Raw genomic sequence first — 12,161 nt, 5'->3', positions numbered from 1 at the left:
TCACTTCCTGGCGGTGGAGGTCATCGGACCGAGCTGGGTGATGAGCTGGATGCCCGGTGGGGCGGCGATGACGTCTGGGATCCTGTTGAACAACGAGGCGATGGTCATGTTCGAGGCGTCGTCGCGCTCGACCGTGATCCGCGCCGAAGGGTGGCCCTCCGCCTCCCAATGCATGTGCTCGATGTCGTCGTCGCGGAAGAACACCCGCGCTTCCATGTGCGCCAGCCCGGTGACGCCCTCGGCGGTCTCGGCCTCGATCACCGAGCGCATGCCGGCGCAGCTGCCGGCCTCGAGGTCGCGGCCGATCGCCTCGCAGTGAAAGGCTCGGTCGAGCAGGACGGGCTCGCGCCGCTCGGTGCAGGAGGTCACCGTGTAGCCGAGGGCCGACAGCACCAGGTGCATCACGATCGGGTACAGCCCGCCCATGGAGGCGTTCGCGGCGCCGACCGTGCGGTCGAACTCCTCGGGGCTCATGCCGGTGCCGGTGCCCAGCAGGATCTCCTTGGCAAAACCTTCGGTGTCGGTGAGGCTGCGGTGGTAGAGCGAGGTGATCTCGGTGCATGGCCCGGTGATCAGCAGCCCGGACCATACCCGGGACATGTCCCAAATACCGGTGCCGGTGAAGGTGACTGCGTTGGCTCGTGCCAGCTGGTCAATCCGGGCACCGAGGTCCGCATCGACCGCCACGGGATGGATCGCCTCGCCGCCGTGGCAGATCACGTTGCAGCCCGCCCCCAGCAGCCGCTGGTAGGCGTCGAAGTTTTCCGAGATCCGGTCGGTCATGGTGACAACACCGATGTCGGCTTCCAGCGCCGAGAAGTCAACTGTCTCGCAGTCTTGGACCACCACCCCGAGGTCCCGGTCCAGCCCGGCGAGCCGGCCCACGTCCTGACCCACCTTGGCGCCCGCCCGGTTGAACGCCGCCACGATCTGCCAGCCCCGTCGTTCGGCGAGCCGCACCACCGCCTGCCCGTACTGCCCGGTGCCGTAGACGGCGATCCGTGTCATCGCGCCTCCGCTCCGGGCCGCTCCGCCCGACATAATTTGGGCGTGTGACCAATATTTATTGGTTGCATGCCCAAATTAATGGGCGGCTGGAGCCTTGTCAATGGTGAGCATCCGTACGGGCGCTTAAGGTGCGTGCATGCCAGTGGAGATCGAGGAGCTGTCACCCAAGCAACTGCGCAAGCGGCGGCAGATCATTGATGCGGCCAAAAGCGTCTTGATCGACGTCGGCCCGGCGGCCTGCACGACACGCGAGATTGCCCGCGCGGGCGGATTGAATCAAGGGCTGATCCACTACTACTTCTCCACGACCGAGGAGATCATCGACGCGGCGATGGAGTCGCTCTTCGCCGAGCTGACCGCGGGGATCGCGCACGCCGGTACCGGCCTTCACGATCCGGTGTCAAGGTTCTGGGCCGTCCTGGAGGACTACCTCGGCGTTTTCGATCGCCACCCGAACCTGTCGTTGGTGTGGTTCGAGTACTGGACGATGGTCACGCGCACCGGACACGTAGACAAGGTCGAACGCCTGCAGGACGGCCTGATCGACCTGCTCACCAGCTTGCTCTCCGACGCCGGCGTGGACGAGGCACCCGCACGTGCCAGAGTGATCCTCGCGTATGTCCTCGGTGTGCTCGTCCGGCGGAGCGTACACCCCCAGACGTTCGAGGAACTCCGTCCCGAGATCGCCAGCCTCGCCCGCATCTCACCTCGACCCGAGTGAATCTCGCGTGCGGCGCCTGCTCTACGCCATGGCCGCGATCGGCGTAATGCCTGTCCTCCTACGGTATCCGGGCCACGGCGCGGTGAGCGCGGATGACACCGCGCAGCAACCGGGCATGGCGCCGCATCGTCACTTCGATGTCGCGATCACCGATCGACACACTCGTCACCGTTCCACCGGGAATCCGCGGCAGGCTGTCAAATGCTCCCGACCGCACCGCCTTGTGGCTCGCTGTGAATCAACTGCGAGCTCGTTTGTGCACCAGGACACCGGGTACACGCCTGACGCGCTGGGCGGCTGCCACAACCGTCATTGACGGTGTTGGGGCTGGAGACCGCCAGACTGTGTTCCTTCCAGCCCGAAGGCGAGGTCGCTTGATCGACACAACGACGGATTTGGGTGGCGAGCACGCTCACGAAATCAACCACGCATTCGTGCGGTCGCCCACGTCGGTGCCCACGGTGCGCGGAAGCTGCCAACCGTTTCACCGAGGAGACCACCCCGGGCCGGTGATCGCCGGCCCGGCAGGACGCGAGCGAAGAAGGGATACACATGTTGTTGCTGGGCAACGGCGGACGGCGTAAGGGCCGCACCGCCGGCAGCGATGGACTCGGCGAGGTCTCAGTACTGGCCGAGCGGGCGCTGTACGACGTCGCACACGGTCGTTTCGAACGCTCGCTGTCCGGGTTGACCGCCATTGCGGCACTTGTCACGACGGCCGAAATCTATTTCGAGCACTACAAGGCCAGCTTCGGCAACAAGTGGATGTGGAGCCCGATCGTGGTGACCCCGCCGGTGGTCGTCGCCGGAATCGGCGGCGTGTTCTCGCGGCGCTGGGCCAAACTCTGGCTGCCGATCACCGCCGGCATCTACACGGCCAACGGGCTGATGGGCGAATACCTGCACGCGCGCGGCGTCGCGCGCAAGCCGGGCGGATGGAAACACGCGTCCTACAACGTGCCCATGGGCCCGCCGATCGCCGCGCCGGGATTGATGTGCATGGTCGGCGGTATGGGGCTGCTGGCATCGATCCTGCGCCGCGAACGGTTCCGGGGATAGGGCACCGGGATACTGAGATGGCTGACACCTCACGCCCCGACCACCTGCCCAACCTGCGCCCCGACGGCAAGCCGCCGCACCCGTCCTGGCTGCCCAGGCAGCGCCGCGGCACCACGCCGCAGATGATCGGGCGCTACCCCGATTTCGACGTGCTGGAAAACGCCGGCACCTGGGACGACGCCACCAGGAAAGTGGTGCTGGCCCGGCTGGGGCCTCCCGGCCCACTGCGGTTTTTCACCGTCGAAGAAGAACCTTGCCTGCGCGCGTTCTGCGACACGGTGCTGGCGCAGGACGTCGAGCCGCGAGTGCCGGCGGCCGAATCCGTCGACTCCAAGCTCGCCGACGGACGCCTCGACGGTTACCAGTACGCCGACATGCCCGACGACCGCGACGCGTGGCGGTTGGTGCTGCGCGGGCTCAATGAGACCGCTTCGGCCAAATACGGCGCTTCCTCCTTCGCCGCCGCAGCGCCCGAAACCCGTGAGGCGATCATCCACCAGTTCTCCCAGGGCGCCCTCGACGGCGGCGCCTGGGCGAACCTGAATGTCAAGCGCGCCTGGTCGATGTGCATGCGAATGACGCTGTCCGGCTTCTACTCCCACCCGTGGGCCTGGAACGAGATCGGATTCGGCGGCCCCGCCTACCCGCGCGGGTTCATGCGCCTCGGCGGTGCCACCGGGCCCGCCGCCGCGCGCGAACCGTTCGAGACCCCCGGCGCCACCGACGAAGACCCCGTTCACGTCGTGCAGGAAGGCGAGGTGTGATGGGCGACTTCTGGCGAGGCCTCTTGAAGGGGGCCGTCGGACCGAAAGACAACGATTCCCGGTTCCTGCTCGACGTGCATTCGCGCGACCTGCCCGGCGAGAAGACCATGCGCCGCTACCGCGACGACGACGAGGTCGATCTGGTTGTCGTCGGCGCCGGCGCCGGCGGCTCGGTGCTGGCGCAGCGGCTGGCGCGCGCCGGCTGGCAGGTCGTGATCCTCGAGGCCGGCCCGTTCTGGCACCCCGACGAGGACTGGGTGTCCGACGAGGCCGGCTCCCACGCGCTGTACTGGACACAGAAGCGCATCATCGGCGGCGACGATCCGATTGAGCTGGGCAAGAACAACTCCGGGCGCGGTGTCGGCGGCTCCATGGTCCACTACGCCGGGTACACCCCGCGGTTTCACCCCAGCGACTTTGCGACCTACACCCTGGACGGGGTGGGCGCCGACTGGCCGCTGCGCTATGAGGACATTCGCCGCCACTACGAACGGATCGAGCTCGAGCTGCCGGTGGCCGGGCAGAACTGGCCGTGGGGCGATCCGCATCGCTACCCCTTTGCCCCGCATCCCATTTCGGGTGCGGCCGCCAAGATTTGGGAGGGTGCGCTCAAGCTCGGCATCGAGATGCGGGTCGGGCCCGTCGGCATCGTCAACGGCACCTTCGGCAACCGCCCGCACTGCATCTACCGCGGCTACTGCCTGCAGGGCTGCAAGGTCAACGCCAAGGCCAGCCCGTATGTCACGCACCTTCCCGACGCGCTGGCCCACGACGTGGAGATCCGCGCCAACTGCATGGCCTCCCGCGTCGAACTCGACGAGACCGGCGCGGCCCGGGGCGTGGTCTACTACGACGAGGTGGGCGGCAAGGAACGGCTGCAGCGCGCCAAAGCGGTTGCCGTGGCCGGGTATTCGATCGAGACACCGCGCCTGCTGTTGAACTCGGTCAGCGACCGCTTCCCGAACGGGTTGGGCAACAACGAGGATCAGGTCGGGCGCTACGTGATGGTGCAGGGTGCGACCCAGTCCGCGGGACGGTGGTCGGAGGAGGTGCGTATGTACAAGGCGCCCCCGCCCGAGGTGTCGTCCGAGCAGTTCTACGAGACCGACCTCTCCCGTGGTTTTGCCCGCGGGTTCGCCATCCAGACCGTGTCGCCGATGCCGATCGGCTGGGCCGAACACGTGCTGGCCGACGGGCATTGGGGCCGCGCCTTGCGGGAGTACATGCGCGACTACAACCACTGGGCGACCGTCGGTGTGCTCAACGAGCTGCTGGCGCTGCCGGACAACCGGGTGACGCTGGCGCAGGAGAAGGACCCGTACGGCATCCCGGTGGCGCGGTTCGACTACACGCTCTGCGACAACGACAAGGCCAACATGGCCTACTCCACCAAGGTGATCGGCGATATCCTGCAGGCCGCCGACGCCCAGGACGTGCTCACCATCGAGCGTTTCGCCCACCTGATCGGTGGCGCCCGGATGGGCACCGGGCCGCAGAATTCGGTGGTCGACTCCGACCATCGGGTGTGGGGCGTGCCGAACCTGTTTCTGGCCGACGGCTCGGTGTGTCCCACCCAGGGCTCCGCCAATCCCGCGTTGACGATCATGGCGTTGGCCTCGCGGCTTGCCGAACGGATGGCCGCCGGAAAGATCGATGCCGGTGCGGGGCGGGGGTCGAAGGCACACGCCCGTGGCTGACCTGAAGATCGACGTCGAGGCCACCTTCGCCCCCCGGGTGCTGCGCGAGTATGCGCTGCTCGCCGACGGTGAGCGGGGCGCATTGGTCGGTCCGCAGGGTGACGTGGCGTGGATGTGTGCGCCGCGCTGGGATTCCGACGCCGTCTTCTCCAATCTCATTGGCGGCGGCGGTGTTTACGCGGTCACGCCGACCGGCGTGCGGCACGTATGGGGCGGCTACTACGAGCCGGGGACCCTGATCTGGCGTAACCGCTGGATCACTCGCGACGGCGTCGTGGAATGCCGCGACGCGCTGGCCTTTCCGGGCGACCCCGACCGGGCGGTGTTGCTGCGGCGCCTCACCGGCTGCCGCGGGACGGCGCGGGTGCGGGTGCTGCTGGCGCCGAGTGCCGGGTTCGGCCGGCACGGCCCGGGCGAGCCGACCGTGGATGACGGGGCGTGGAGCGGCCGCTCGGGACGGCTGCACTGGCGGTGGCAGGCCGGTTGTGACGCCCGCCCGGTCCGAACGGCCCACGAAAAGGGTGAGCTGCTCACCTGCGAGATCACCCTCGACGAGGGCCGGCAACACGATCTGGTGCTGGAGCTGTCCGAACACACGCTGTCCGGGCGGCCGCCGGACCCCGACCTCGCCTGGGAGGCCACCAGCGCCGCCTGGCGGCGCAGCGTGCCCGAGTTGAACTGCACCATCGCTCCCCGCGACGGGCGCCACTCCTACGCGGTGCTGCGGGGGCTGACCAGCAGCGGCGGCGGCATGGTCGCCGCCGCCACGATGAGCCTGCCCGAGCGCGCGCACACCAACCAGAACTACGACTACCGGTATGCCTGGATCCGCGATCAGGTATATGCCGGCATGGCCGCTGCCGCCGTCGGCACGACCGAACTGCTCGACCGGGCGGTGGAGTTCGTCGGCGCCCGGCTGCTCGAGGACGGACCCGATCTCAAACCCGCCTACACCGTCACCGGTGGCGCCGTGCCCGGCGAAGAAACCCTCGACCTGCCCGGTTACCCCGGCGGCGCCGACAAGATCGGCAACTGGGTCAACCAGCAATTCCAGCTTGATGTCTTCGGCGAGACGCTGCAGCTACTGGCCACGGCGGGCGCCGCCGACCGGCTGGACGCTGACGGCTGGCGCGCGGCGCAGATCGCGATACAGGCGATCGAAAAGCGCTGGCGCGAACCGGATGCCGGCGTCTGGGAAATCGACGACGAGCACTGGACGCAGTCCCGCCTGGCCTGTGTGGCCGGGTTACGCGCCGTGGCGAAGCTGGCCGGCGCCGGTCCGGAGGTCACGGCCTGCGCTTCGCTGGCCGACGCGATCCTCGCCGAGACCGCATCGGAAAGTCTGCACCCGCACGGCTATTGGCAGCGCAGCCCGCGGCTGCCGGGTGTCGATGCGTCGCTGTTGCTGCCGCCGGTGCGCGGCGCCGTGCCGGCCGACGACCCCCGGACCAGGGCCACCCTGGACGCCGTCCGCCGCGAACTCACCGACGACGGGTTCGTCTACCGCTTCCGGCACGACGCGCGCGACCTCGGCGAAGCCGAGGGCGCCTTTTTGCTCTGCGGATTCATGATGGCGCTGGCCGAACACCAACTGGGCCATGCTGATTGCGCGATGCGCTGGTTCGAACGCAACCGCACCGCCTGCGGGCCGCCGGGCCTGCTCTGCGAGGAATACGACGTGCGGCAGCGCCAGCTCCGCGGCAACCTGCCCCAGGCCTTCACCCACGCGCTGATGCTGGAATGCACGGCCATGCTCACCGACGACGCCGCCCACCATAACTGATCGGGTACCCGACACCCGGACCGAACGAAAGGGATTTCCGCGATGACTCAGACAGTGGTGATCACCGGGGCCAGCGCGGGCATCGGCCGCGCGACCGCCCAGCAGTTCGGGCAGCGCGGCGCGAACGTCGCCCTGCTCGCCCGCGGTGCCGCCGGGCTCGAAGGCGCCGCCCGCGACGTCGAAGCCGGCGGCGGCAAGGCGCTGGCCATCCCGACCGATGTGGCCGACCACGCGGCCGTCGTCGCCGCCGCCGACGAGGCCGAAGCCGCGTTCGGTCCCATCGACGTCTGGGTCAACGTCGCGTTCACCTCCGTGTTCGCGCCGTTCAGTGAAATCAGCGCCGAGGAGTTCAAACGCGTGACCGAGGTCGCCTACCTCGGCTACGTGCACGGCACCATGGCGGCGCTGGCCAAGATGCGCCCCCGCGACCGCGGCACCATCGTCCAGGTCGGTTCCGCGCTCAGTCAGCGGTCCATCCCGCTGCAGTCCGCCTACTGCGGCGCCAAACACGCGATCAACGGGTTCACCGAATCGGTGCGCTGCGAACTGTTCCACGAGAGCTCGAAGGTGCGGATCACCGTGGTCCAGATGCCCGCGGTCAACACCCCGCAATTCTCCTGGGTGCTGTCCCGGCTGCCCCGCCATCCCCAACCGGTGCCACCGATCTACCAGCCCGAGGTCGCCGCCCGCGGCGTGCTGTACGCCGCGGATCATCCAGGGCGCAAACAATATTGGGTCGGCGATTCGACCCTGGTGACGCTGCTGGCGCAGAAGTTCGTCGCACCGCTGCTGGACCGCTACCTCGGCCGCACCGGATACGGCTCGCAACAGACCGAGGAGCGCGTCAGCGCCGACCGGCCCGACAACCTCTGGCGGCCGCTCGATCAGGAGCCCGGCAGCGATCACGGCGCCCGCGGCGAGTTCGACGACAACTCGCACACCCACAGCCCGCAACTGTGGGCATCGCAACACCCGGTCGTCAGTGGCACCGGCGCGCTGGGCGCCGCCGGTGTGGGCGCGTGGCTCGCGGCGCGCGCGGGCCGCCGGTGGGCGCGATGACAACCGCCGCGCGGGTCGACGCGGCCGTCGACGAGGTCTCCGCGCAGGTCTACGAAATCCCCACCGACGCAACGGAAGCCGACGGTACCCTGCCCTGGTCGTCGACCACGCTGGTGCTGGCCGAGGTTGCGGCCGGTGGCCTGCGCGGAATCGGCTACACCTATGGCGACGGCGCGTGCGGCAAGCTGATCAGCGGGCCGCTCGCCGGCACGCTGATCGGACACGACGCCGTCGACATCCCCGCCCGGTGGGAGGCGATGGTCAGGGCGATGCGCAACAACGGGCGGCCCGGATTGGTGTCGTGCGCGATCTCGGCGATCGACACCGCACTGTGGGACCTCAAGGGCAAGCTGCTGGGCCTGCCGGTGTGCCGACTGCTCGGCATGGCGCACGCCGAAGTGCCGATCTACGGCAGCGGCGGCTTCACCACCTACGACGAGCGCGCCACCCGCGCCCAACTCGAACGCTGGGTCGACGAGTGGAGGATCCCGCGCGTCAAAATCAAGATCGGCGAATCATGGGGCTCCGACGTGACACGCGACCTTGACCGAATCGCATTGGCGCGCAAGGTGATCGGACCTGATACCGAATTGTACGTCGACGCCAACGGGGCCTACCGCCGCAAGCAGGCGATCCGGGTGGCCCACGCCATGGCCGATCACGGTGTGACGTGGTTCGAAGAACCCGTCTCCTCCGACGACCTGGCCGGGCTGCGGGAGGTCCGCGACCGGGTGACCCCGGACGTCACCGCCGGCGAATACGGCTACGACCTGGCCTATTTCAACCGGATGCTGGCCGCCGAGGCGGTCGACTGCCTGCAGATCGACGTCACTCGCTGCGGAGGCATCACCGACTGGCTGCGAGCCGCCGCCGTGGCCGCCGCCCGCAACGTGGATGTCTCCGGGCATTGCGCCCCCAACCTGCACGCTCACGTCGCCGCCGCCATCCCGAATCTGCGGCACCTGGAGTACTTCCACGATCACCACCGCATCGAACACATGCTTTTCGACGGCGCCCTCGCGCCCCAGGGCGGCGCGTTGCGGCCCGACCAGCACCGTCCGGGATTCGGCCTGGAGTTCAAGGCCGCCGACGCAGGGCGGTACCGGGTGGCCTGAACACGCCCGTTCGGACAACCATGCATGACGCGCGCAAAAACGGGAATCGATACGCCAAGGTTTTGACAAAAGGGAATGGAGCAACCCGCGATGACAGTGAACTCCGACGACGAAACCCTTGAACGCCGTGCGGCCCACACGTCCGCTGTCGTCGAAGACGACGAAGGTGATCTGAGCGCGGTCGACTCGGTGCTGGGTATGGGCGATCCGCAGCGCGTGGGCCGGTTCCGGTTTTTTCTGGACGGCCATCGCTGGGAGTGGTCGGACGCGGTGGCGCGCATACACGGCTACCAGCCGGGAGAGGTGGAACCCACCACGGAACTGTTGCTGCGACACAAGCACCCCGAAGACCGTGAGCGGGTGGCGGCCGTGCTGGAGCAGGTGATGAAGGGAAAGGCGTTCAGCAGTCGGCACCGGATCATCGACACCGCGGGACGCACCCACTGCGTCATCGTCGCCGGCGATCGGATGGTCGACGGCACCGGTGCGCCGGCCGGCACATCCGGCTTCTACGTCGACGTCACCGACTCGCTGCACGCCGACATCACCAATGTGCTCTCGGCGGTGGCCGATGCCCGAGGCCGCATCGAGCAGGCCAAGGGCGTGTTGATGGTCGCCTACGGCATTTCCGCCGAGCGTGCGTTCGACATCCTGGTGTGGCGTTCCCAGGAGGAGAATCTCAAGGTGCGCGACGTCGCCAGCCGCTTCCTGGACGCCGTGGCCAGCAAGGCGTCACCGGAAACGCAAAGCCAGGTCGACCGGGCGCTGTTGACGCTCGGCTAGCGCCAGGGTCGGATCGCGCGGCTCCCCCACCGGCCGGCATCGTCGCCGCAGCAGGGTCGGATCGCGCGACTCCTCCACCGGCCGTCAACCGGCCGGCATCGTCGCCCCGCTAGGGTCGGGCCGGTGGCGCACCTACTCGGAGCTGAGGCCGTACACCTGGAATATCCCACTCAGGTGGTGTTCGGGTCGATCACGCTCGGGATCAACGACGGCGCGCGCATCGGCATCGTCGGGCGCAACGGCGACGGCAAGTCCAGCCTGCTGCGGCTGCTCACCGGGCTGCAAGAGCCCGACTCCGGCCGGGTCACCCGACGCAGCGGGCTGCGGGTCGGCGCGCTGAACCAGGCGGACACGCTGGACCCGGAGCGCACCGTGGGCTGGACACTGGTCGGCGATGCCGCCGAACACCAGTGGGCCGGTGACGCGCGGGTCCGCGATGTGGTCGCCGGGCTGGCCTCCGACATCGGTTGGGACGCAACGGTTGCCACGCTGTCCGGCGGCCAGCGCCGGAGGGTGCAGCTGGCCAGCTTGCTGGTGGGCGAATGGGACGTCATCGCGCTCGACGAGCCCACCAACCATCTGGACATCGAGGGAATCACCTGGCTGGCCGGTCACCTGAAACAACGCTGGGCGCCCAGCACCGGCGGGCTGCTACTGGTCACCCACGACCGCTGGTTCCTCGACGAGGTCGCCACCACCACGTGGGAGGTGCACGACGGCATCGTCGAGCCGTTCGACGGCGGCTATGCGGCCTACGTGCTGCAACGCGTCGAGCGGGACCGGATGTCCGCCGTCGCCGAAGCCAAGCGGCAAAACCTGATGCGCAAGGAACTGGCGTGGCTGCGACGCGGCGCGCCGGCGCGCACCGCGAAGCCCAAGTTCCGGATCGAGGCCGCCAACCAGCTGATCGCCGACGTACCGCCGCTGCGCAACACCGTCGAGTTGGCCAAGCTCGCCACCGCCCGGCTCGGCAAGGACGTGATCGACCTGCTCGACGTGTCGGTCTCGTTTGACGGCCGCCCCGTGCTGCGCGACATCGAGTGGCGGATCGCACCCGGCGAACGCACCGGCATCGTCGGGGCCAACGGCGCCGGGAAATCGACCCTGCTCGGGTTGATCGACGGCACCATCGCGCCGGATGCGGGGCGCGTCAAACGCGGCAAGACGGTGCGGCTGGCGGTGCTCGACCAGCAGGGCGATGCGCTAGCTGCGGTCGGTGAGGACCGGATCGCCGACGTGTTGGGCGGGCTGCGCGGCGGCTACCAGGTCGACGGCCGTGAGGTCACCCCGGCGCAGCTGTTGGAGCGGCTCGGCTTCGGCCGTGGCCACCTGTCCGCCCGCGTGGCGGACCTCTCCGGCGGCGAGCGGCGGCGGCTGCAGCTGATGCTCACGCTGTTGGCCGAGCCCAACGTGTTGCTGCTCGACGAGCCGACCAACGACATCGACACCGACACGCTGACCGCCGTGGAGGATCTGCTCGACTCGTGGGCGGGCACGCTGATCGTCGTCTCGCACGACCGCTACCTGCTGGAGCGGGTCACCGATCAGCAGTACGCGGTGCTCGATGGCCGGCTGCGGCACCTGCCCGGTGGCGTCGACGAATACCTGCGGCTGGCCGAGCAGCGGACCGGGCGGACGAGCGCCGAACGCGCGGCGGCGTCGCAACGGTCGCAACCGTCGCAGCCGGCGATGTCCGGCGCACAGCGGCGCGCCGCCGAGAAAGAGGTGGCCGCCGCCGATCGCCAGTTGGCGCGCTTGGCGGACCGAATCAAGGACAAACACAACGAAATCGCCGCGCACGACCAGTCCGACCATATCGTCATCACCCGACTCACCCAGGAGCTGCGCGCGCTCGAAGACGAGGTCGCCGCGACCGAGAGCCGTTGGCTGGAGCTTTCCGAACAGTTCGAATAGCCGTGAGCGGCAATAGTTTTCGTCGGCGGCGGTGCGGGTTTGGTTGTCCGCCCGACGTCCGCGACGCCTATCGCGAACGAATTCCTTGATTCCCCAACATGTTTGAGCTTTGATCCGGCGCCGGTGGTGGGCGGGGTCAGTTGTTTGTTGGTGGTGGTTGGGGTTGGAAGGGTGTGTACCACCACCAGTGGGCGCGCTCACCGGTGGGGCCCGGACATGGGGCCACCGCGGGTGGGGGCCTGGTGGGTGGGCGCGCCA

At 68.8% G+C, this 12,161-nt stretch carries 11 protein-coding genes; 9 read left to right on the top strand and 2 right to left on the bottom strand.

Features of this window, described 5'->3' with window-relative positions; genetic code table 11:
- Complete coding sequence (locus tag EPN51_RS11715) at positions 1 to 1,008, bottom strand: hypothetical protein (RefSeq protein ID WP_293042365.1); 1,008 nt, start codon at positions 1,006 to 1,008, stop codon at positions 1 to 3.
- 136 nt (positions 1,009 to 1,144) lie between these two features.
- Between EPN51_RS11715 and EPN51_RS11710 the strand changes: the two genes are divergently transcribed.
- From EPN51_RS11710 to EPN51_RS11670, 9 genes are all read left to right on the top strand, one after another.
- A complete protein-coding gene (locus EPN51_RS11710; RefSeq protein WP_293042363.1) occupies positions 1,145 to 1,729 on the top strand; it encodes a TetR/AcrR family transcriptional regulator in 585 nt (194 codons plus the stop codon).
- A 552-nt stretch (positions 1,730 to 2,281) separates the two neighbouring features.
- Positions 2,282 to 2,788, top strand: a complete 507-nt coding sequence (locus tag EPN51_RS11705; protein ID WP_293042360.1) for a hypothetical protein — start codon at positions 2,282 to 2,284, stop codon at positions 2,786 to 2,788.
- Between the two features lie 17 nt (positions 2,789 to 2,805).
- Entirely contained in the window at positions 2,806 to 3,552 is a 747-nt protein-coding gene (locus EPN51_RS11700; protein WP_293042357.1) for a gluconate 2-dehydrogenase subunit 3 family protein, read from the top strand.
- Positions 3,552 to 5,249 (top strand): GMC family oxidoreductase, encoded by a 1,698-nt coding sequence (locus EPN51_RS11695; protein WP_293042354.1) that lies wholly within the window; start codon positions 3,552 to 3,554, stop codon positions 5,247 to 5,249. Before EPN51_RS11700 ends, EPN51_RS11695 begins: the two co-directional genes overlap by 1 nt.
- Positions 5,242 to 7,032 carry a glycoside hydrolase family 15 protein gene (locus EPN51_RS11690; RefSeq protein WP_293042352.1) on the top strand — a complete coding sequence of 597 codons (1,791 nt, stop codon included), beginning with the start codon at positions 5,242 to 5,244 and terminating at the stop codon, positions 7,030 to 7,032. The genes EPN51_RS11695 and EPN51_RS11690 overlap by 8 nt, the downstream gene beginning before the upstream one ends.
- A gap of 42 nt (positions 7,033 to 7,074) precedes the next feature.
- Positions 7,075 to 8,091 carry an SDR family oxidoreductase gene (locus EPN51_RS11685; RefSeq protein WP_293042349.1) on the top strand — a complete coding sequence of 339 codons (1,017 nt, stop codon included), beginning with the start codon at positions 7,075 to 7,077 and terminating at the stop codon, positions 8,089 to 8,091.
- Positions 8,088 to 9,206: an enolase C-terminal domain-like protein gene (locus tag EPN51_RS11680; protein ID WP_293042346.1), complete on the top strand. Its 1,119-nt coding sequence runs from the start codon at positions 8,088 to 8,090 to the stop codon at positions 9,204 to 9,206. The genes EPN51_RS11685 and EPN51_RS11680 overlap by 4 nt, the downstream gene beginning before the upstream one ends.
- A gap of 90 nt (positions 9,207 to 9,296) precedes the next feature.
- Positions 9,297 to 9,989 (top strand): PAS and ANTAR domain-containing protein, encoded by a 693-nt coding sequence (locus EPN51_RS11675; protein ID WP_293042343.1) that lies wholly within the window; start codon positions 9,297 to 9,299, stop codon positions 9,987 to 9,989.
- Positions 9,990 to 10,112: 123 nt separating this feature from the next.
- Entirely contained in the window at positions 10,113 to 11,903 is a 1,791-nt protein-coding gene (locus tag EPN51_RS11670; RefSeq protein ID WP_293042340.1) for an ABC-F family ATP-binding cassette domain-containing protein, read from the top strand.
- Between the two features lie 136 nt (positions 11,904 to 12,039).
- On the opposite strand, the gene EPN51_RS11665 is transcribed toward EPN51_RS11670, so the two are convergent.
- On the bottom strand, positions 12,040 to 12,161 hold a 122-nt coding region (locus EPN51_RS11665), incomplete at its 5' end, for a hypothetical protein (RefSeq protein ID WP_293035417.1).

The sequence above is a fragment of the Mycobacterium sp. genome, from assembly GCF_004298145.1.
GTDB lineage: Bacteria > Actinomycetota > Actinomycetes > Mycobacteriales > Mycobacteriaceae > Mycobacterium.
This window is presented reverse-complemented; position numbering and strand designations above follow the sequence as displayed.

Excerpts from the sequence above, each read along its gene's own strand:
- EPN51_RS11710 (WP_293042363.1), top strand. The coding sequence starts at position 1,145 with ATGCCAGTGGAGATCGAGGAGCTGTCACCCAAGCAACTGCGCAAGCGG.
- EPN51_RS11695 (WP_293042354.1), top strand. The coding sequence starts at position 3,552 with ATGGGCGACTTCTGGCGAGGCCTCTTGAAGGGGGCCGTCGGACCGAAA.
- EPN51_RS11700 (WP_293042357.1), top strand. The coding sequence starts at position 2,806 with ATGGCTGACACCTCACGCCCCGACCACCTGCCCAACCTGCGCCCCGAC.
- EPN51_RS11705 (WP_293042360.1), top strand. The coding sequence starts at position 2,282 with ATGTTGTTGCTGGGCAACGGCGGACGGCGTAAGGGCCGCACCGCCGGC.
- EPN51_RS11675 (WP_293042343.1), top strand. The coding sequence starts at position 9,297 with ATGACAGTGAACTCCGACGACGAAACCCTTGAACGCCGTGCGGCCCAC.
- EPN51_RS11685 (WP_293042349.1), top strand. The coding sequence starts at position 7,075 with ATGACTCAGACAGTGGTGATCACCGGGGCCAGCGCGGGCATCGGCCGC.
- EPN51_RS11715 (WP_293042365.1), bottom strand. The coding sequence starts at position 1,008 with ATGACACGGATCGCCGTCTACGGCACCGGGCAGTACGGGCAGGCGGTG.
- EPN51_RS11680 (WP_293042346.1), top strand. The coding sequence starts at position 8,088 with ATGACAACCGCCGCGCGGGTCGACGCGGCCGTCGACGAGGTCTCCGCG.